The organism is Pandoraea sp. ISTKB (assembly GCF_001721285.1).
Lineage (GTDB): Bacteria > Pseudomonadota > Gammaproteobacteria > Burkholderiales > Burkholderiaceae > Pandoraea > Pandoraea capi.
Map to the genome: position 1 here is coordinate 13,303 of NZ_MAOS01000002.1, position 21,469 is coordinate 34,771.

The following is a 21,469-nucleotide window of genomic DNA, read 5'->3' on the forward strand; positions in this document are numbered from 1 at the left end:
CGCAGACGACGCAACGGGGGGCGTTCCAGAGGCGCGGCTGCTGCCGCTTCGGTTCGGGCAATTGGTTCGGTCGCTTCGCATGATCAGGCCAGCCGGATGCGCGGCCCGCGAAGGCCGCCGAGTTTTTCCGCGCTCATCAACACCGTCGCACGAGCAAACCCGTGCAACGCATGCTGATGACGCCGGTACAACATGGCGTGGCTCCACTGCGCAAAGCGTCCGCGCACGATGCCACCTTTGAAAAAGCCGAATCGCCCGAGCGCCCCGAACGCGTTGTAGCCAGACAGCGACAACGACGCGCCAGGATCGCGATAAGCGAACGGCGGAATTGCGCGGCCTTCAAGCCACGCGCCAAGATGACGGCCCAGATGCGCCGCCTGTTGTGTCGCCACCTGTGCCGTCGGCGGCAATGCACATTCCCCCTGCCCCGCTGCCAGCGATGCACAGTCGCCAAGGGCAAAGATGCGTTCGTCCTGCGCCGTCTGCAAAGTGGCGCGAACGACAATCTGATTCGCTTCGTTGGTCGTCAATCCGCCAATGCCGCGCAGACAATCCGGTGCCTTCACACCCGCCGCCCACACCAGCAGATCGCCGGGAATCAACTGACCGTCGTCGCGGTAGAAACCGTCGCGATCCGCGCACACGATGCGCGTATCCGTCAGCACACGAAAGCCCAACTGTTCGAGCTGCGCCTGTGTCGATGCCGACACGTCCAGCGGGAATGCCCCGAGCACACGCGGCCCGCGCTCCACCAGCGTAAGCTTCAGTCGCTCGCAGATCTGCGGGTCGCCATAGCCGGCCGCCAACGCAAACGAACGGCTCAATTCGGCCGCGAGCGCCACGCCCGTCGTGCCGCCGCCGGCGATCACGATGCGCAACGCGTCATCGTTCACTGCGCTGCTTAGCGCTTCGCAATGCAACGCGGCATTGAACGCTTCGGCCTGCGGTTGGCTATCGATGAAGTGACAGACGTCACGAACGCCCGGTACGCATGCGTCGTCGGCCTGTGAGCCGAGCGCGAGCACCAGCGCGTCGTAAGGCACACGACGCTCGCTCAGCAAGCGCTTGCCGTCATGCCCTTCCATCTCTTCGAGCACAATTTCCCGACGCGCCCGATCGAGCCCGCTCATGCGTCCCGCCTGATACGTGAACCCGTTGCCGCACGCATGCGCGAGGTACGCCACCTGGGTGTGAGCCACGTCGCACGTGCCTGCCGCCACGGTGTGCAGCATCGGCTTCCAGAGATGGGTGGGATGACTGTCGACAAGTGTCACGCGCGCAGCACCGGCACGGCCGAGCGTTCTGCCCAGACGAGTGGCCAGCATCAGGCCGGCGATACCGCCACCGACGATCACGATTCGGTTTGCGCGAGACATTTGGGGGGAAATGTCAAATTCAACAAGTGATGAATAAGCGCATAATAGCGAGCGTGTACCCGACGTGTCAAATAGGAAGTGTCTGGGCAGGCAGGTGCGTTCGGGTCGGGTAGACTTGTGGCACTGCTCGCGCAAACGGCTCTCGCAAATTCCACTAACCCATCACTCAATGACTCCGACCAAAGCCATCTCGCAACCCGATTCGCCTCGCAAACGCACACGCGGGCGCCCGACGTGCGACTGCACGCATGGGGCCGACGCGCTGCTGCTCAACGCCCGTCGCATCTTCGCGCAGCGTGGGTTTTATGCGAGCAGCGTGCGGCAGATTGCCGAGGCGTCAGGGGTCGATGCTGCGTTGATTTCGCATCATTTCGGGTCGAAAGAGGCCTTGTGGGTCGCTGTGGTGGATCAAATTGCGGGCCTCACGCATTCGATGGTCGAGCAGACGAATGCCCTGCGCGACGCGCCGATGGAGCCGTTCGAGCGCATCGAGCAGGCCGTGCGCCTGTTCGTGGAGGCCGTGTTCGAGAATCCGGACGTCGGTATGTTCTTCTCGACCGCCGCGACCGAAGAAGGCGAGCGGCTCGATATCCTGACCCAACGGCTGGTGCGGCCGTATCGCGACGCCATGGTGCCGCTCGTCGCCGACTGGCTCGAAGCGCAGAAGCGCCCCGTGTCGGATGCGGACGTGATGTTCTTCATGCTGACGTCGGCCATCAGCAAGACCGTGTCGTACCGTCACATGATGGGGCCGTTCCTGCCGCCCGAAGGCATGGCCGACCTCAAGCGCACCGTGCTCGATTGCGCGATGGCGCTGATCCGGCAGTAACGCGTCGAGCGTTCGCCGGGCTTTGTCCCAGGGCGCATTCGCTGACGGTCGTCTCCATTCGTCGATCTGGACTGGACGCGGCCCCGAAGACACCGCAAGCGTCGTATAAGATAGCGGCACTCGGGCCGACTCCCGGCCCGTCTCATTTTTTCGGTGCCCCCCCTATGTCGAACGAAATCAAGCGTCTGCATACCAACGCTCGCATGAGCCAGATCGTGATCGCCAACGGCGTGGTGTATCTGGCCGGTCAGGTGCCCGACACCGCGAACGTGTCCGTCACGCAGCAAACCACCGAAATCCTCACCCGCATCGATTCGCTGCTCGCCGAGGCCGGCGTGAACAAGTCGCGTCTGCTCACCGCCAACATCTGGTTGTCGGATGCCAAGCACTTCGCCGAATTCAACGCCGTGTGGGACGCCTGGGTGCCCGAAGGCCACGCTCCGACGCGTGCCTGCGTGCAGTCGCCGCTCATGCGCGCCGGGCTCGAAGTCGAAATCGCCGTGACCGCGCTGGCGTAACGTCGTCGCACTAGATGTCGCCGTACCCCGGCGCATCCGGCTACCCTCCGGGCTCACCCCTGCGACCTTCGCGAGTGAGCCCGACGCTTTTCTCCGCTCCCTCTCAGATCGTCTGACGACGTGTCAGACGCATGCCCATGACGTTCGACGCCCTTGTGCTTGGTGCCGGTATCGTTGGTGTTTCCGTCGCGGTCCATTTGCAGCGACGCGGCATGTCGGTCGCGCTCGTCGACCGCAAGTCACCCGGCAACGAAACCTCGTTCGGCAATGCGGGGCTGATTCAACGCGAAGGCGTGTATCCGTACGCGTTTCCGCGCGATCCCGGCACCCTGCTCCGCTTCGCTCGCAATCGCTCCACCGATGTGCGCTACCACCCGTCGGCGATGGGCACGGTCGCGCCCTTTCTCGCGCGCTACTGGTATCACTCGGCACCCTCGCGTCATGCGCAGATTGCGCGTCACTACAGCACGTTGATCGCGCATTGCGTGACGGAGCATCGTGAACTGATTGCGGCGTCGGGGGCGGCGCGTTTGCTGCGCGAGGGCGGTTGGGTCAAAGTGTTTCGCACCGGTGCCGCGATGGACGCCGCGCAACGCGACGCCGAACGCTGGCACACCGAGTACGGCGTGCCGTTCGAGCGGCTCGATGCGGCGCGTCTGCGTGACGACGAGCCGTCGCTCACGCATGCGCTCGTCGGCGGTCTGCGTTACACGGCATCGGATTCCGTCAGCGATCCGGGGGCGCTCGTCGAGGCCTATTCGCGTTACTTCGAATCGCTTGGCGGACGCATCTTCGTCGGCGACGCGACGACGTTACAGCCGCACTGGTCGGTGCGCACGGAAGCCGGTCGCATCGAAGGACGTCGTGCTGTCGTCGCCCTCGGTCCGTGGGCCGATACCGTGACGCATGCATTGGGCTACCGCTTCCCGCTGGCGGTCAAACGCGGCTATCACATGCACTACCGCGCGCAGCCGGGCGCGCGTCTCAATCAACCGGTGCTCGACGCAGAGCACGGCTTCCTCATCACACCGATGACGCGCGGCATTCGTCTGACGACGGGTGTCGAACTCGGGCGTCGCGACACGCCGCCCACGCCGGTGCAACTGGCCGCCGTGGAACCGCTGGCGCGCGACACGTTCCCGCTGGGCGAGCGCGTCGATCCGTCGCCATGGCTTGGCCGTCGCCCCTGCACCCCGGACATGAAGCCGATCATCGGGCCCGCACCGCGTCATCGGGATCTGTGGTTCGCGTTCGGTCATGCCCATCATGGTCTGACGCTCGGGCCGGTGACCGGCCGTCTCGTGGCCGAGATGATGACCGGCGAGACGACGCTCGTCGACCCGTCGCCGTTCAGCGCCGAACGTTTCTGAACGTCCGGGCATAGGCATTGCGGCGCTTGCCGCCGAGTGCCGCAACACGTCGCCACATGCCGGTGACGTACGACGATGGCCCAGGACCCGGCGCCCGTGTGTGAAACGGCACGGTGTTCAGAAACTACTGCGGCATCTCTTCTTCGGATTCGACGTCGGGAGCGTGCGCACTGTCTCCGCTGTCCGACGCGTCGCCGCCGATCACGCTGATCTCGAACAGCGGCTTGCCCGCGAGCGAGCGGACGTCAGGGTCTTCGGGGTAGGTCTTGAGCAACGGCAGGATGACCGAACCGCCGATCACGTTGCGGCGGCTGTTATCCGCCGGCGACAGTCCCCACACGTTCTGATACGTCATCGGCACGCTCGCCGTGTCGTCGCCCCCGGCAGGCGTGGCTTGTGTGGCTTGGGTCGCATTGCCGAGATACAACATGATGTGACCGTTGATGTGGATGAGCGTCATGAGCGGACGTCCCCGCTCGGCCAGCACGCGCAATCGCGTATCGATATCGGCATGGCGCAGATCGGTGCGTTTGCCCGCCCGCAATTGATCGGACGAGTGACGCGGCAGCCATACGCCGAACGGCGCGAAGAGGCTGCGCGTCTCGGCGGAGCAATCGTTGTAGAACAGCGTGTTGCCCCAGCCATACGGATGCCCGATCTGCTGCTTCATCACCTGCGCCATGTGCCGGGGCGTCAGCGTCCACGGCATCGGCACGAGGGCCGATGCGTCGAGCGCGGTCATGCGGATCTGCGCACGGCGCTGGGCGTCGGCCACGGGGATCATTGCGAACTGACGTCCGTCGCGAGACCGTGTCATGGGCAGCACCGTACCGATCGGGGCGAACGTCCGGTAGATGGCGTTCGTCGTGCCCGGTACGGTGTCGGCCAGCGGCACGTCGCCTTGCACAATGGCGCCCAGCTCGCGCTGCGCGGCCGCGCGCCAGGTGGCGACGAAACGCTCGTCGACCGATGCCACCGTGCGGGCTTCGACCCATCCGATCAGATCCGGGGAATAGACGAGCAGCCACGCGCCGTCGTTGCTGCGCGCCAGCGTGTAGACCGGCGTGCCGGGGCGCAGTGCGGAATCTTGCAGGGCGTCGAACGGATAACCCTCACCCGCTTCCCGGAAATCGTAGAACGCGGGGTCACGGGTGGGCAGCAGGCGCACCAGCGCGTTATCGACGGTGATGCCGCGCCGTCGCGCATCGTAGGCCCAGCTCGCGTGATCGGCGTCGAGTTGGGCGAGCGCCATGTTCGTTTCGATGGCACGGGCCCATGCCGGGGTATGCGGCTGGAAGTTCTCGCCGTACGTCTTGCGTACGCCCGGACGGCTATTGTCGAAGCGTCGCACGCGGCGTCCCTGCGAGTCGGCGATCTGCGATGCGCCAGCGGCGTTGAGCAACGATGTCGACAGCCATGCACCGTTCCACGGTGACGGATCGCGTGGCGCGGTGCCGAAGTATCGCGCGCGGAAGGCCGCGAATCGCTTCGCCTGTTCCTGTGCGGAAAGCAGCGGCTGATCGTAGTTGGGCGCGTCGGGCCGGATCCAGCGATCGACGTCCTGATCGTAGTGCTCGATGGGGAAACGGCTGACGTTATAGCGCGTGGCCGGGGCGGTCGTCGCCGATGGATGCGACGTCGATGAAGATGTCGAAGCCGTCGATAGCGATTCGGGGGCACTCGCACACGCCGCGAGGATGACGAGCGGCAGGAGGACGGCGAGGCGCGTCCTGCGTTGCGGCGTGAGTGAAGTCCGGCGAGTTTGCGTCGAGCCCCGCGCGATGGGGGGCCAGACGTCTGCCGGATGGGCTGACTGAGCGCAGACCGAAGCATTGACCGAAGCCAGAGCGGCGAGGTGCTGCATCGCGTCGCGCACCGCGTGAATTGCGCCCATGTCGTGCAGGTGAGAGCTGGAATCTCGCCATGCTACTCCATCCGTTTGCGTCGACAAGGGCGCGATGCCGGGTCGATTCCCAATACGACCCGGCGCTTCGCGTTACGGCTTCGTGCTTCGGCTTCTGGCGCGCTTACCAGCGTGCCGTAACGCTGCCGATCACGGTGCGTCCCGTGCCGTAGTAGCACTGCACGGTGGTGTTGCAGCCTGCCACGTAGGTACGGTCGAACAGGTTGCTCGCGTTCAGTTGCAGACGCCAGCGCCAGCCGATGTCCGCGTGCAGCGAGGCGTCGACGAGCGTCACGCTCGCCACCGAGAAGGAGTTCGCCGTGTCGCCGGCCGTCTGTCCCAGATAGCGGATGCCTGCGCCCGCGCCGAGCTTGGCATCGCCCACGCTGCCGAAGTTGTAGTCGGCCCACAGCGATGCCATGTTGCGCGGCACGCCATACGGACGCTTGCCCAGATCGGCGTTGTTGCTGCGGGTGACTTCCACGTCCTGATAGGTGTAGCTCGCCACCATGTTCAGACGCGACGTCAGGCTCATGCGAGCTTCGAGTTCGATGCCGCGCGAACGCACTTCACCCGTCTGGATGGTGTTACGCGTGTTGGCCGGATCGGCGGTCGAGACGTTTTGCTGCGTCAGGTTGAAGAGTGATGCCGTGAAGAGTGCTGCGGTATTCACGGGCTGATACTTCACGCCGATCTCGTACTGCTGGCCGGTCGTGGGTTGCAGCGGCGTGCCTGCGAGGTTCGTCGACAGGGTGGGCAGGAACGACGTCGAATAGCTGAAGTACGGCGACAGGCCGATGGCCGATTCGTACAGCAGACCGGCGCGCCACGTGAACTTGTTCGGCGTTTGCTCGACCGACGTCTTGGCGATGTTGTTGTCCGTCGTCGACCACGTGAAGTCCTCGCGTCCGCCGAGCGTGAGATACCAGCGATCCCAGCGCATCTGATCCTGCAAGTACAGGCCGAGCTGCGTCTGTGTCTGGTCGGTGCTGGTCGTCGGATTGGCGGGCAGTACGCCCTTCACGCCGTAGACGGGCGCATAGAGATCGAGCGCTGAGACGGTGCCCGTCCACACACGGTTGAGGAAGCGTTGCGTCTGGAAGTCCACACCACCGACCACTTTATGCGCGACGGGGCCGGTCGTCGTGTCGTATTGCACGTTGTTGTCGAGCTGCCAGCCGTTCAGGATCGGCTCGGCCTGATACGCGGTGCGTTGATACGTGCGTTGGTCGGCCAGCAGCGCGGTGCCGTAGATCGACTTGTAGTCGAGATCCATGTGCGTGAAGCGGGCCGTCGAGCGAATTTGCAGCGCGTCGTTCACGCGGTGTTCGAACCGGTAGCCGGTCGCGACCTGCGTCTTGCGGTAGCGGTCGAACGAAGGGTCGCCGGTCAGCAAATCGCGGTCGATACGACCCCAGCGCGACGGATTCACCATGCCGAGCGCCGGGCCGTAACTCACCGATGAACCCATGTTGTCCTGCGTGTAATTGACGAACCACGTGAAGCTGGTGCGCGCGTTCGGGCGCCACGTGATCGACGGCTGGAGCATGATGCGATCGTCGCTGACGTTGTCCGTCTGCGCATTCGACATGCGACCGAGACCGGTGATGCGGTACAGCAGCGTGCCGTCTTCGTTGGCCGGACCCGTCATGTCGACGCGAAGCTGCCGACGGTCGAACGTGCCGTAGTCGATGCCGATCTCGCGATACGGCTCGGCGCTCGGCGCCTTGCTCACGAGATTGACGAGGCCGCCGAGGTTGCCCGCGCCGTAGAGGATCGAGCTGGGGCCACGCAGCACTTCCACGCGCTCCAAGGTGTACGGGTCGACGCGCACGGCCGCGTAGCTGCCGGGACGGTTGGCGATCTGCGGCAGACGCAGGCCGTCCCAATAGACGTCGGCATTGAAGCCGCGAATGTAGAACCAGTCGGCGCGGGTGTCGCTGCCGTAGGGATCGGCGTTGATGCCGGCGGCGTACTTGAGGGCGTCGGTAACCGTCTGCACGGCCTGATCGTTCATCTGATCGCGCGGGATCACGCTGATCGATTGCGACGTCTGCATGATCGACGTGTCCGACTTCGTTGCCGTGTCGCTGCGTGTCGCGACATAGCCGACGACCGGGCCGCGGGCGACGTCGCGCTCGGCGCGTGCGTTGACGTCCGTTTGCGGCAGCGCGACAGCCGGACCTGCGGCGGCGCCGGTGGCGTTCGGGCCGGGCGCGACGATGTAGCCGCCGTTGGGCTGGCCGGTCGCTTGCAGGCCGGTGCCTTCGATCAGCATCGCGAGGGCGAGCGTGGGTGTGTAAGTGCCGGACACGCCTGCCGTGCGTTTGTCGGCGATCTGGGCGGCGTCGTACGAAATCATCAGGCCGGTTTGCTGCGCAAAAGCGACCAGCCCTTGTTGCAGTGAGCCGGCAGGGATGTGCAGCGACTGGGCGGCGCGCGCGGTCGTTGCGGGAGATGACGTCTGCGCGTGGGCATTCGACGCGGTGAGTGCACTGACGGCCGTGGCGGCAGCAATGGCGCTCAGAGCAAACAACGTACCGGTCGCCAGCGTGATGGCGCGCTGGGTGACTTGTCGGGCGAGGGCGGTTTCAGCACGAGCGAACGTGCGGACACGTGCGGCACGCAGGGGCGTGGGGCTGACGTGAGAAGACATGACGGCGGATTCCTTTCGTTGGAGCATCGAAACATCGAAATCGAAACGGGGCTTTCCTGTCTATGCCCCGCGAGATTCGAAAACCCCTCATCCGACGTCAAAATATTTCTGGACGGTGTGCCGCAGGCGGCGCTGGCGACGCCGTGGTGCTTCAGGTGTGGGTACGGTCGCCGCCGACGGCGCGCAACGTGGGCGCGCTGTCCGACGATTTGCCGGAGCGCGTGCCGGAAGGGTTGCCGGGCTGTACGCGCACGAACCAGCGGGTGAAGCGCTGGACCTCGACGGGCAACGCGCGCGAGAGCATGTCGAGCACGCGGTCGGTGTCGTCGACCGGGTAGATGCCCGAGACGCGCAGGTTCGCGATGTCGGGCGCGCAGCCGAGGTGGCCACGCCGGTAGCGGCCGAGTTCCGCGAGGAAGTCGCCGAGCGGCATCGCGTGGACGATGAGCATGCCTTGCGTCCATGCCACGGCGGCGTTGGCGATGGCGACGTCGTCGAAGCGCGAGCGTACTGCGGTGGCGTCGAAGGTTGCGCCTTGCCCGGCGGTGAGGATCGTCGCGCCGTTGGCCGTATTTCCACCGTTGGCGGGAACGACGCGCACCGCACCTTCGAGCACCGCGACGGCGGCGCTGCCCTCGTGCTGGCGCACGGTGAAGCGCGTGCCGAGTGCCTGAAGGCTGCCTTGCGCGGTGTCGACGAAGAACGGGCGATGGCCGTGATCGGCATCGGCGCCCGTCGTGATGGCGATTTCCCCGCGCACGAGGCGCAGGCGTCGCACGTCCTGCGAGACATGCACGTCGACGGCGGAATCGGTGTTGAGCGCGAGCACGGTGCCGTCCGCCAGTTGCACGGTGCGGCGCTCGCCGACCCCTGTGCTGAAGTCCGCACGCCATGCCCTTACGGCGTTCGAGTCGCCGACAGACCAGACGGCCCCCGTCACCCCCGCGACGGCGAGCAGGCCAAGTACGCGCCGACGCCCCTGATTGGCTCGCGCGCGCACGAGCGTGTTGTGCGCGACGAGCGGTGGAATGGTCCGCAGATGCGTGCCGAAGTCGACGAGGCGCTGCCAGGCGAGCGCGTGTCGCGCGTCGGCGTCGTGCCACTGTTGCCAGGCGGCTTGCGCGTTGGCGTCGGTCGTCGCTTGCAGGCGGACGAACCATTCCGTGGCCGCCAGCGTGATCGCCTCGGGCAGCGGGGATGCGGCCGGGACGGCGCCCTGACCGGACGGCGGGCGTGGGCTCATGCGTGCGTCCCTCCGAAGCAGCAGGCGTGGAGCGCCTTGACGATGTGACGTTGCACGGTGGCGATGGAGATGCCGAGGGTCTCGGCGATCTCGCGTTGGGCGAGGCCGTCGAGTTGCGACATGAGAAAGACGCGGCGCACGACCGGCGGCAGGCCGTCGAGGCGTCGGTCGATGTCGATGAGTGTCTGGAGCAGGATCGCGCGGGCTTCGGGGTCGGGCGCTACCGCCTCGGGCTGGGCTGCGAGTGCTTCGAGATAGGCGGCTTCGATTTTGCGATGCCGATGCAGATTGGCGACGAGCCCCTGCGCGACGACGGTGAGGAAGGCGCGGGGTTCACGCGGGCAGACGGGGGTGTCCTTGCTGAGCAGACGCACGAAGGTGTCGTGCGCGAGGTCGGCGGCGTCGCCGTGGTTGCCGAGCTTGCGATGCAGCCAGTTGCGCAACCAGCCATGGTGATCGTGATAGAGCGCAGCCACGCCGGACGCGTCGGCGCGTGCGTGGTCCTGGCGTCCCCCGTTGTCGTCACGCATCATGGTTTTGGCTCGGCCGCATGAGTCTGCAACCGTCACTGATCTAGCAGCTTTTGAGGTTAATGATAATCATTCTCATCATATCACGACCTGTCACATGACCTGTCGCGCGGTGACGGATAGAGGACAACTCGGGATTCGGGGGGCCGATGCAGAGGAGGGAGATACAGATACGATGGACGCGGCTACGCGGTTTCAGTCGTCCAGCCAATTTTCCATTCGGAGGCCGGGGTAGGCTGCGAAGTCGCGCGTATTGTTGGTGACCAGTGTGATGTCCAGCGAAATCGCATGCGCGGCGATCAACTTGTCGAGATGGTCCTTGCGGCGTTCACGTGTTGCCGCGCGAACCGGGCCGTAGGCCGTGGCAGCGGCCGCGTCGAACGGTAAAACCGGAATATCCTCAATCAGTGCCGCAAGGTGGTGACCCTCCCGAGCCGGGTTGGCACACACCGAAATGCCGAATTTGAGTTCGGCGAAGGTCACGGCGGACATCACGACGTCACCCACGCAGCATTGCGCAAAGCGTCGTGCAACCGTTTCGGGTTGATGCTTCATCAGGTAAATGCAGATGTTCGTATCGAGCATGTAGCGAGCCATTACAGAGCCTCGCGGTCTGATTGCTCCTGGTCTTCGCGACCTTCGGCCATGACGTCGGTGCTGAAACTGGCAAATTTCTTGAGCACACCGGTTAGCGGGCGACGACGCGGTCTGATCCGGAGTTCGTCGCCGATTCGCTCGATCTCCAGTTCCATGTCGGTGTCGGGATAAGCCAGTTCTGCGGGGATTCGTACCGCTTGCGAATTGCCATTGCGAAAGGCGCGGGTGAAGCGCATGAGAGACCCCAGAAATAAGACGTCATGTGAATACTTTAGGGGCTGTACCGATCGATGTAAATACATATGTGTGTACGTAAGATGGCTGAGTACACCTTGACGAATTAAGACCACCGTCAACGCGGGAATCGCTTGGTGCTGTACAAATATACAGTACAATCCCAGCGTGCCGGGCGACGCATGGATGCTGCCAGCGACTGTCGTATCGGCCTGATAGAGTAGTTACCCCAAAGCGCGTATGCGCTCTCTCGTCTGCCCAGAGACCAAGTGGATAAGCCCTCCTCGAAACCCGTTCCGTCGGCCAGCCACGCCATCCGTATTCGTGGCGCCCGCCAGCACAACCTCAAGAACCTCGACGTCGATCTCCAGACCGGTGAGATGACCGTCGTGACCGGTCCGTCCGGTTCCGGCAAGTCGAGCCTGGTGTTCGACACGCTGTTCGCCGAAGGCCAGCGGCGCTATGTCGAGACCTTCAGTGCCTATGCCCGGCAGTTCCTGGACCGCATGGATCGTCCGCAGGTCGATCATGTGGAAGGCGTGCCGCCCGCCATCGCCATCGATCAGACCAACCCCGTGCGCAGCTCGCGCTCGACGGTCGGCACGATGACCGAACTCAACGACCACCTCAAGCTGCTCTTCGCCCGTGCGGCGGCGCTGTTCGATCGCGAAACCGCGCAGCCGGTGCGTCACGACACGCCCGAGACGATCTACGCCGATCTCATGGCGCGCACCGCGCAGAACGATCCGCGTCTGGTCGTCACGTTCCCGGTCGAATTGCCCGGCAGTGTCACGCCCGACGAGGTCGAGCAGTGGCTCTCGGCGTCCGGCTACACGCGCGTGCAGGCCGAGCGCGAAATCACCACCGCCGAGGGCACGCGCAAGGTGCTCGACGTCGTGGCTGATCGCTTCCGCCTGCAGAACACCGAGAAGGCGCGCGCGATGGAAGCCATCGAGTCGTCGCTCAAACGCGGTCGCGCTCGCGTGAACGTCTACGTGCTTGCCGAGGCCGGCGAGCCGGAAATCTGGCGCTACTCGCAAGACCTGCACTGCCCGGACAGCGATCTGCACTACGCCGATCCGCAACCGGCGCTCTTCTCGTTCAACTCGGCCTACGGCGCGTGTGAAGCATGTCGCGGCTTCGGTCGTGTCATCGGTGTCGATCTCGGGCTGGTGATTCCGGACGAGCGCAAGACGCTGCGCGGTGGCGCCATCAAGACCATCCAGACGCCGGCGTGGAAGGAGATTCAGGAAGACTTGCTGGAGTACTCGGGCAAGGCCGGCATTCCCCGCGATACGCCGTGGTCGAAGCTGTCGCCCGAGCATCGCGAGTGGGTCATTGAAGGCGATCCCGACTGGCAGGGCGAGTGGAACAAGCAGTGGTACGGCATTCGCCGCTTCTTCGGCTATCTGGAGTCGAAAGCGTACAAGATGCACATCCGTGTGCTGCTCTCGAAGTACCGCAGCTACACCACGTGCGAAACCTGCGGCGGTGCGCGTCTGAAGACGGAAGGCCTGCTGTGGCGTCTCGGCTCGAAAGAAAACGCCGACGCCGTGCTGCCGCCCGCCCAGCGCTTCATGCCGCGTGGCGTGTCGTGGTCGCGCGAGCAGCTAGAAGCGCTGCCCGGCCTGACCGTGCACGATCTGATGCTCATGCCGATCACGCGGGTGCGTCAGTTCTTCGATTCGCTCACGTTCCCCTCCAGCCTGCTCGACGATGCGCTCAAGCTCCTGCAGGAAGAGGTCGGTACGCGTCTGAAGTATCTGTGCGACGTCGGCATCGGTTACCTCACGCTCGACCGTCAGAGTCGCACGCTCTCGGGCGGTGAAGTGCAACGTATCAACCTGACGACGGCGCTCGGCACGTCGCTCGTCAACACGCTCTTCGTGCTCGATGAGCCGAGTATCGGCCTGCATCCGCGCGATATGGACCGCATCGTGGCGGCCATGCATCGCCTGCGCGACGCCGGTAACACGCTGGTCGTCGTGGAGCACGATCCGGCGGTGATGCTCGCCGCCGACCGTGTCATCGACATGGGGCCGGGACCGGGCGAACGCGGTGGTCAGATCGTGTTCGACGGCACGCCCGAGGAAGTGCGTCGCGCCGACACGTTGACCGGCAGTTACCTCGGCGGACGCAAGCACGTGGCGAACGCGTCGAACTGGCGGGCGCGTCCGGTGGACGACGCCACGCCGCACCTGACGCTGACCGGCGCACGTGAGCACAACCTCAAGCATGTCAGCGTCGACATTCCGCTCGGACGCCTCGTGTGCGTGACCGGCGTATCCGGCTCGGGCAAATCGACGCTGGTGCAGGACATTCTGAGCCCGGCGCTGGCGCGTCACTTCGGTGATCCGACCGAGGCGCCCGGTGCGCACGACGCGCTGATCGGCGCCGAACAACTGTCGGGTGTGGTGTTCGTAGATCAGTCCCCCATCGGCAAGACGGCACGTTCGAACCCTGCGAGCTATGTCGGGGCGTTCGACGAGATTCGCAAACTCTTCGCCGCCGAACCGGTGGCGCTGCAACGCGGCTACAACGCCAGCACGTTCAGCTTCAACTCCGGCAACGGCCGCTGCCCGACGTGCGGCGGTTCCGGTTTCGAACACGTGGAGATGCAGTTCCTGAGCGACGTGTACCTGCGTTGCCCGGATTGCGACGGCAAGCGTTACCGCGCCGAAGTGCTCGACGTGAAGATTCAGCGCGCCGTGCCGGGCGAGGCGATGCGCGAGCTGAGCGTGTCGGATGTGCTCGAACTCACCGTCAACGAAGCCGTCAAGCTGTTCTCGTCGGATCGCGACGTGCTACGCGTGTTGCAGCCGATCGTGGATGTCGGTCTGGAATACGTGAAGCTCGGCCAGCCGGTGCCCACGCTCTCGGGCGGTGAGGCACAACGTCTGAAGCTTGCGGGCTTCCTCGCGGAAGCGGCGCAGAAGAAGACGGCCAGCGGTCAGAAGGTTGCACATCGCGGCCGTCTCTTCATCTTCGACGAGCCGACGACCGGCCTGCACTTCGACGATATCGCGAAGCTCATGCGCGCGTTCGGCAAGCTGCTCGACGGCGGCAACTCGCTGCTCGTCATCGAACACAACCTGGACGTGGTGCGCGCCGCAGACTGGATCATCGACCTGGGGCCGGAAGGCGGCGAAGGCGGTGGTGAAGTACTGTGCGCGGGCACGCTGGCGCATGTTGTCGCGTGCGAAGGCTCGCACACCGGCCGCGCCCTCGCCGACTACGAACGCACGGTCGTTGCCCCGGGGCTGGCCGTGGCGGCTGGCAACGCCACTGGCGATGCGGGCATGCCGCTGCAAACGGCGTTGCGCGCCGCGCGCGCGCATCGCAAGCCGGCGGGCGGCGACGACATTCGCATCGTCAACGCTCGCGAACACAACCTCAAGTCGCTCGACGTGGCGATTCCGCGCGGCAAGTTCAGCGTGATCACCGGGGTGTCCGGCTCGGGCAAGTCGACGCTCGCGTTCGACATTCTGTTCAACGAGGGACAACGCCGGTATCTCGAGTCGCTCAATGCCTATGCGCGTTCCATCGTGCAACCGGCGGGACGCCCCGAGGTCGACGCGGTGTACGGCATTCCGCCGACGGTCGCCATCGAGCAACGTCTGTCGCGCGGCGGGCGCAAGAGTACGGTGGCGACGACCACGGAAGTCTGGCACTTCCTGCGTCTGCTGTACGTGAAGCTCGGCATTCAGCATTGCATCCACGACGGGGCGCCGGTCACGGCGCAAAGTCCCGATTCCATCGTCGCGCAACTGATGCGCGACCGTCGGGGTCAACATGTGGGGCTGCTCGCACCGCTGGTCGTCGGACGCAAGGGGATCTACACCGATCTGGCGAAGTGGGCCAAGGCGCGCGGGCATTCGCATCTGCGTGTCGACGGCGTGTTCCTGCCGGTCGATCCGTGGCCGAAGCTCGATCGTTTCCGCGAGCACACCATCGAGTTACCGGTCGGTGACGTGGTGATCGCACCGGAGAACGAAGGTCTGCTGCGTACGCTGCTGGCGGCGGCGCTGGAACTCGGCAAGGGTGTGATGCATCTGCTCGCGCCGCTCGATGGTCTGGGCGACACGATGTCGGATGAGCAACCGGGCGAAGGCGTGGGCGAGATCGAGGTGTTCTCGGTCAAGCGTGCGTGTCCGGTGTGCGGCACGAGCTACCCGGATCTCGATCCGCGTATGTTCTCGTTCAACAGCAAACACGGCTGGTGCACCACGTGTGTGGGCACCGGGCTGGCGCTCACGCGCGAGCAGCGCGAGGCGTTCGACGATACCGTCCTCAATCAGGACAACCGGGGGCGCGAACACTCGTTGCCGTCTCAGGAGCAGGAGCCGGAAGACGTGGGCGATCAGCCGTGTCCGGATTGTCACGGTGCGCGTCTGAACGGCGTGGCGCGTGCGGTGACGTTCGACGCTCATGCGATTTCCGACGTTGCGCAATGGACCGTGACGGACGTGCGTCAGTGGATTCAGGGGCTCGAACTGACCGGTCGCGACGCGAGCATTGCGCGCGATCTGATCAGCGAAATTCAGGGGCGTCTGGAATTTCTCGAAGAGGTCGGTCTGGGCTACCTCACGCTCGACCGGGCCGCGCCGACGCTCTCGGGCGGCGAGTCGCAACGGATTCGTCTCGCGGCGCAGCTCGGTAGCAACTTGCAGGGCGTGTGCTACGTGCTGGACGAGCCGACCATCGGGCTGCATCCGCGTGACAACGGCATTCTGCTCGGCGCGTTGCGCAAGCTCGGCGATCAGGGCAACACGCTGGTGGTGGTGGAGCACGACGAGGATACGATTCGTCGCGCCGATCACATCATCGATATCGGCCCGGGCGCCGGGAAGCGCGGCGGCACGCTCGTGGCGCAGGGCAACGTGGCGGATCTTGCGTCGCATCCCGATTCGTTGACAGGCAAGTTCCTCGCGCATCCGTTGCAGCATCCGCTTCAGCCGCGCCGGGAGGTCGTTGCCCCGGTGAAGGCCGGCAAGGGAGCGAAGGAAGTCGAAGCCGTGCCGTCGAACTGGCTGACGGTGCATGGTGCCACGCTGCACAACCTGAAGAACGTGACGGCATCGCTGCCGCTCTCGCGACTGACGGCGATCACCGGCGTTTCGGGCTCGGGCAAATCGACGCTCGCGCGCGATGTGCTCATGACGAACCTGCTCGATGCCGTGGGCCGCTCGGTACTGTCTTCGCCGGCCGAGCGTCGCGCGCGCAAGGGCACGGTGCGTCATGTCGTGAAGGCGGACGGCAAACCGCGTGCGAAGTCGGACGCCCCGGTGGAGCCGAAGCGTCCGGTCGTGCATGCGTGGCATGGATGCGAGTCGGTGACCGGCTGGGAGACGATCGACCGCGTGCTCGAAGTCGACCAGACGCCGATCGGCAAGACCCCGCGTTCGTGCCCGGCGACATACATCGGCTTCTGGGACACGATTCGACGGTTGTTCGCTGATACGCTCGAAGCGCGCGCACGCGGCTATTCGGCGTCGCGTTTCTCGTTCAATACCGGCGAGGGACGTTGCCCGGCCTGCGAAGGGCAAGGGGTGCGCACGATCGGCATGAGTTTCCTCGCCGACGTGAAGGTGCTGTGCGATGTCTGCCACGGGCAGCGCTTCAATGCCGAGACGCTGGCCGTGACGTGGCGCGGCAAGAGCATCGGCGACGTGCTGACGATGGAAGTGGACGAGGCCGTCGAATTCTTCGCGTCGATGCCGAGCATTGCGCACCCGCTGCAACTGATGCAGGACGTTGGCCTTGGCTATCTCACGCTGGGGCAGCCGTCGCCGACGTTGTCGGGCGGCGAAGCGCAGCGTATCAAGCTGGTGACGGAATTGACCAAGGTGCGAGACGACATCACGCGTCGCGGCCAGAAGTCGCCGCACACGTTGTACGTGCTCGACGAGCCGACCGTCGGTCTTCACATGGCGGACGTGGCACGGTTGATCAATGTGCTGCACCGGCTGGTGAATGGCGGGCATACGGTGATCGTCATCGAGCACAACCTCGATGTCATTGCCGAGGCCGACTGGATCGTCGACATGGGGCCGGAGGGCGGTAAGGATGGCGGGACGGTCGTTGCCGCCACGTCGCCCGACGCATTGGCGAAGGTGAAGGCGAGCCACACCGGTATCGCGCTCAAACCCGTGCTGGCGCAGACGGCGGGTCCGGGCGTCGAGACGGTGGTCGCTCAGGAGGCGGCCACGGCGAAGTAGGCGGCGTAGCTGGACCATTCGTGACCTACGACGGGACGCCCGAATACGGCGTCCCGTCTTCGTTTCTACCTGAGTCTCTCGAAATTAATAATATATTTTAAATATACGAAAAATCTTCGAGCGATAAGCTCTTATCTAAACGGTTGTAATGAGAGTGTGTAATTACTTCTAGACGTATTGGTTCAGCCGTCGATACCGGAAAATGTTTCCAATTATTGCTAAATAAGCAATTTGAAATAGACAATTATCGACTTTATTGCGATTTATGATGGCAATAGACTGCAACTGTCGACGATGAATTGAACATCGCCTCTTTCAAACAGACAGGAGAATCATCATGAAGCGCACTCTTATTACCTCTGCCCTGGTTTCCGCAATGCTGGCTGTCTCAGCCGGTTCGGCTTTCGCCAGCGATGCTTTCGACGGCCCGTCGGAATTCTCGTGGGTGCCCCAGACCAGCGTGCTGACCCGCGCACAAGTTCGTGAAGAACTGGTGCAAGCGCAGAAGGCCGGTTTGCTTCAACAACACGACACGGTGTACCCGAAGGCCGTCTCGACGGTGAGTGGCGGCGCAGTGTCGGCGGTGACCCCGGGTTCGGTCGGCAACGCCCAGCGTGCTGGCAGCACCTACTTCGGTAACTAATCGCAATCTCGAATCGCTGTACTGGCTTCACCCCGTGAGCCTGCGCCAATCGGCGCATCGTGACTCCGGGTAGCAGTCTCCGATACCAAATCGGCCGCCTTCGTCGCGGCCGATTTTGTTTTCTGTGCTCGCGTCGAGGTCACCCTCGCCGTCCCCGCCCGCATCAGGGCAGTCATGACGAATCCCGCAGGAGAAGCGACCCCTGCAAGCTTCCGCCGACCCGTCGACTACGCAACCCGCGGCTGTGGATAACGCTGTCGATAACCCTGTGTGCAAGCTGTGCCAGGGTTGTGGGTAACGCTGTGGATTGCTGGGGGATAGGCGGTGGAAATCGTGGGGAAAAGTGCCGGAAATGAGGGGGATAACCAGTGAATATCCCGTGGATAGGTGGTGGATATGTCGTGCATAACCCGAGGATAAGTCGGTGGATTTCCTGTGGAGATCCCCATTTTTTCAGTGATTAAGCTGTGGATAGCCGGTGCATAAATTTCCCGGCAATCGCTTGGAAGCGCTGTCAGGCTTAGGTTTGCGGCCACGCGTTCGTGGCCGCCACATGTTTTCACCGAAAAATCACTGGCCAATCGTTCTGGCCAAAAATGCCGTCACGCGTTCGATGGCATCTTCGCGGGCTTCGGGCTGGGTGCCGGTAATCGGCACCACATGGGTCTTCGGATTCGTGAATTCGGGGCGTTCGCGCACCGGCAGATTCGGTGTATCGAAGTCGTGATACGCCCCCGGATAGATGTGGAACGTGATCGGGGCACCCTTGGCGGTGACGTCCTTGACGAAGGCGTCACAGGGGGCGGCCTTCGTCCAGACGTCGTCGGCGCCTGTGAGCAAGAGCAACGGGATCTTCGTCGACCAGTCCGCGCCCTGCGCCTTCGTGTTGCACCAGCCGGGGTAGAACGCGACCGCGGCCGCGAAGTCAGGGGCCGATGAGTCGTCTTGCGCTCGCGCCGGGCTCTTGGGGCCAATGGAGAACAGCGTCGTGCCGCCGCCGTGCGACCAGCCCATCAAGGCGACGCGATCCGGGCGGATGTCCGGCAGCGCTTGCAGGTAACGCAGCGCCCCGTAGGCATCGCGCGGACGCTCGGCCCACGGACGCACCGGCCCGCCTTTCGCGCACTCGCTGCCCTGCCCGCGCGTCGTGAAGCTATCGACCATCAGTACTGCATAGCCCTGTGCGTTGAAGCGGCGCGCCCAGTCGAGTTCACGTCCATCAATGGATCCTCTGCGCGAGAACATGCCGTTGCAACCGTGCATGAAGACGACGGCGGGTGTGGGTGCGTTGGCGTTCACCGCGCGGAACAGATACGCATCGAGCATGACGGGCTTACCGTCGCTGTCCGTATCCAGCGATGCGACCTTGACCTTTTCCTGCGCGATGGCGTTGCCCGTCCAGCCGAGCGAGAGCGTTGCCACACCGATCAGGGCCGCGGCAAACCACCGGAGTGAAAGTCGAGCACGGCGACCGCCGTGTGCTGCCAAAGGGAACGAACGACGCGAGCGGAACGCAGACAAGCGCATGAAGGGTCTCCTTTTCATGCGCCCACGATAGCGCGTGCCACACCGGCCGTGTCGTTCGCCATATTACGAACGGTTGCGCGCCCTTCGGTTGCCGCCACGCGTCGCGCACTAAGCATCTGCCAATCGAAGATAAGGCGTCCACACGCCTGCGTTTAGAATGCCATCGGATAACTAATCAATTCGTCAGATCCGTTCCACCAACGGAACGCAACGCCTATCCGGAGACAATCGATATGAGCGGCAACAACGATACGAACCAAGCGCAGAACGACACCTCGCAAGCCGCGCAATGGCGGCTGGAAACGCTGGCGGTGCACGGCGGCTACCGTCCCGACCCGACCACGCGCGCGGTGGCCGTGCCGATCTATCAGACGGTGGCGTATGCCTTCGACGACACGCAGCACGGCGCGGATCTGTTCGACCTGAAGGTGCCGGGCAACATTTACACCCGCATCATGAATCCGACGCAGGACGTGCTGGAACAACGCGTCGCTGCGCTCGAAGGTGGTATTGCGGCGCTGGCGCTCGCCTCCGGTCAGGCGGCCGTCACCTACGCGATCCAGACGATTGCCGAAGCCGGCGACAACATCGTGGCAGCAAGCACGCTCTACGGCGGCACCTACAATCTGCTGGCCCACACGCTGCCGCTCTCGGGCATCACCACCCGCTTTGCCGATCCGCGCGAACCGGAGTCGTTCGAGCCGCTGATCGACGAGAAGACCAAAGCGATTTTCGCCGAGTCGATCGGCAACCCGCTGGGCAACGTCACGGATATCGCGAAGCTCGCGGAGATTGCGCATCGCCACGGCATTCCGCTCATCATCGACAACACCGTGCCGTCGCCGTACCTGTTGCGTCCCTTCGAGCACGGCGCCGACATCGTGGTGCATTCGCTGACGAAGTATCTCGGCGGGCACGGCACAAGCCTGGGCGGCGCCATCGTCGACTCGGGCAAATTCCCGTGGGCCGAGCACAAGACACGCTTCAAGCGGCTGAACGAACCGGACGTGAGCTATCACGGTGTCGTCTACACGGAAGCCTTCGGGCCGGCCGCCTACATCGGCCGTGCGCGTGTAGTGCCGCTGCGTAACACCGGCGCGGCCATCTCGCCGTTCAACGCGTTCCAGATCCTTCAGGGGATCGAGACGCTTGCCCTGCGCCTCGACCGCATCACGGACAACGCGCTCAAAGTCGCGCAATTCCTGAAAACGCATCCGAAGGTGGAGTGGGTCAACTATGCCGGGTTGCCGGAGCATCCGGATCACGCGCTCGTGCAGAAGTATCTGTCGGGACGCGGGCCGGGCATCCTGACCTTCGGGGTGAAGGGCGGACGGGCGGCAGGCGCGGCGTTTCAGGACGCACTGCAACTCTTCACGCGACTGGTCAACATCGGCGACGCCAAGTCGCTCGCCACGCATCCGGCGTCGACCACGCACCGCCAGCTCTCGCCCGACGAGCTGCGCAAGGCCGGCGTGAGCGAGGAGACCGTGCGTCTGTCCATCGGTATCGAACATATCGACGACCTGCTCGCCGATCTGGATCAGGCATTGCGTAAGTAAGTTCGCCTGCGTCCGGGGACATCGTCTCGCGTCGTCATGCGGAAATGCGGAAGTCAGGGTGTTTGCCAGCGCTGGATTCGCGATGGTTTTAACTGACGCAACACCGAGCGGAGCCGGGCATTCCGGCCCCGGCCCCTGATGATCGGACGGATCCTCAACCTCATTTTCTGCCAAGTCTGTCGGAGTATCATGCGCGGCATTCGGTCGAGGGCAGGCGACCGGTGCCGCCGTCATGTGACTGTCACAAAATCGTCACGGTGACGGCG

The 21,469-nt window shown here is 64.4% G+C and carries 14 protein-coding genes; 6 read left to right on the forward strand and 8 right to left on the reverse strand.

What is annotated here, in order from left to right; genetic code table 11:
• Positions 1-83: 83 nt before the first annotated feature.
• Positions 84-1,376 carry an NAD(P)/FAD-dependent oxidoreductase gene (locus A9762_RS02535; protein ID WP_069340494.1) on the reverse strand — a complete coding sequence of 431 codons (1,293 nt, stop codon included), beginning with the start codon at positions 1,374-1,376 and terminating at the stop codon, positions 84-86.
• A gap of 169 nt (positions 1,377-1,545) precedes the next feature.
• Between A9762_RS02535 and A9762_RS02540 the strand changes: the two genes are divergently transcribed.
• The 3 genes from A9762_RS02540 (at position 1,546) to A9762_RS02550 (ending at position 4,093) form a co-directional block, all read left to right on the forward strand.
• Positions 1,546-2,205, forward strand: a complete 660-nt coding sequence (locus tag A9762_RS02540) for a TetR/AcrR family transcriptional regulator (RefSeq protein ID WP_069340495.1) — start codon at positions 1,546-1,548, stop codon at positions 2,203-2,205.
• A 164-nt stretch (positions 2,206-2,369) separates the two neighbouring features.
• A complete protein-coding gene (locus A9762_RS02545; protein ID WP_039394400.1) occupies positions 2,370-2,723 on the forward strand; it encodes a RidA family protein in 354 nt (117 codons plus the stop codon).
• Positions 2,724-2,860: 137 nt separating this feature from the next.
• Positions 2,861-4,093, forward strand: coding sequence for an FAD-binding oxidoreductase (locus A9762_RS02550; protein WP_069340496.1), 1,233 nt, complete (start codon positions 2,861-2,863; stop codon positions 4,091-4,093).
• Between the two features lie 124 nt (positions 4,094-4,217).
• Here the strand turns inward: A9762_RS02550 and A9762_RS02555 are convergent, their stop codons facing one another.
• The 6 genes from A9762_RS02555 to vapB all read right to left on the reverse strand — a co-directional run bounded on the left by A9762_RS02555 (position 4,218) and on the right by vapB (position 11,258).
• Positions 4,218-5,987, reverse strand: a complete 1,770-nt coding sequence (locus A9762_RS02555; protein WP_240493422.1) for an SH3 domain-containing protein — start codon at positions 5,985-5,987, stop codon at positions 4,218-4,220.
• Positions 5,988-6,120: 133 nt separating this feature from the next.
• Positions 6,121-8,652 (reverse strand): TonB-dependent siderophore receptor, encoded by a 2,532-nt coding sequence (locus tag A9762_RS02560; RefSeq protein WP_170836168.1) that lies wholly within the window; start codon positions 8,650-8,652, stop codon positions 6,121-6,123.
• Positions 8,653-8,803: 151 nt separating this feature from the next.
• On the reverse strand, positions 8,804-9,895 hold the full coding sequence (locus tag A9762_RS02565) for a FecR domain-containing protein (RefSeq protein WP_069340497.1): 1,092 nt from the start codon (positions 9,893-9,895) through the stop codon (positions 8,804-8,806).
• Positions 9,892-10,428, reverse strand: coding sequence for a sigma-70 family RNA polymerase sigma factor (locus tag A9762_RS02570; protein WP_240493423.1), 537 nt, complete (start codon positions 10,426-10,428; stop codon positions 9,892-9,894). The genes A9762_RS02565 and A9762_RS02570 overlap by 4 nt, the downstream gene beginning before the upstream one ends.
• 192 nt (positions 10,429-10,620) lie before the next feature.
• A complete protein-coding gene (locus A9762_RS02575; RefSeq protein WP_069340498.1) occupies positions 10,621-11,022 on the reverse strand; it encodes a type II toxin-antitoxin system VapC family toxin in 402 nt (133 codons plus the stop codon).
• Positions 11,022-11,258 (reverse strand): type II toxin-antitoxin system VapB family antitoxin, encoded by a 237-nt coding sequence (gene vapB / locus A9762_RS02580; protein ID WP_069340499.1) that lies wholly within the window; start codon positions 11,256-11,258, stop codon positions 11,022-11,024. Before vapB ends, A9762_RS02575 begins: the two co-directional genes overlap by 1 nt.
• 267 nt (positions 11,259-11,525) lie before the next feature.
• On the opposite strand from vapB, the gene uvrA reads away from it, so the two are divergent.
• Together uvrA and A9762_RS02590 are read left to right on the forward strand one after the other, a co-directional pair.
• Complete coding sequence (gene uvrA, locus A9762_RS02585; protein WP_069340500.1) at positions 11,526-17,474, forward strand: excinuclease ABC subunit UvrA; 5,949 nt, start codon at positions 11,526-11,528, stop codon at positions 17,472-17,474.
• Between the two features lie 337 nt (positions 17,475-17,811).
• Positions 17,812-18,117: a DUF4148 domain-containing protein gene (locus A9762_RS02590; RefSeq protein ID WP_083253565.1), complete on the forward strand. Its 306-nt coding sequence runs from the start codon at positions 17,812-17,814 to the stop codon at positions 18,115-18,117.
• A gap of 570 nt (positions 18,118-18,687) precedes the next feature.
• Here A9762_RS02590 and A9762_RS02595 read toward each other — a convergent pair.
• Positions 18,688-19,644, reverse strand: a complete 957-nt coding sequence (locus tag A9762_RS02595) for a dienelactone hydrolase family protein (protein ID WP_170836169.1) — start codon at positions 19,642-19,644, stop codon at positions 18,688-18,690.
• A 233-nt stretch (positions 19,645-19,877) separates the two neighbouring features.
• Here A9762_RS02595 and A9762_RS02600 point away from each other — a divergent pair, with 233 nt between their 5' ends.
• A complete protein-coding gene (locus A9762_RS02600) occupies positions 19,878-21,203 on the forward strand; it encodes an O-acetylhomoserine aminocarboxypropyltransferase/cysteine synthase family protein (RefSeq protein WP_069340502.1) in 1,326 nt (441 codons plus the stop codon).
• Positions 21,204-21,469: the final 266 nt, after the last annotated feature.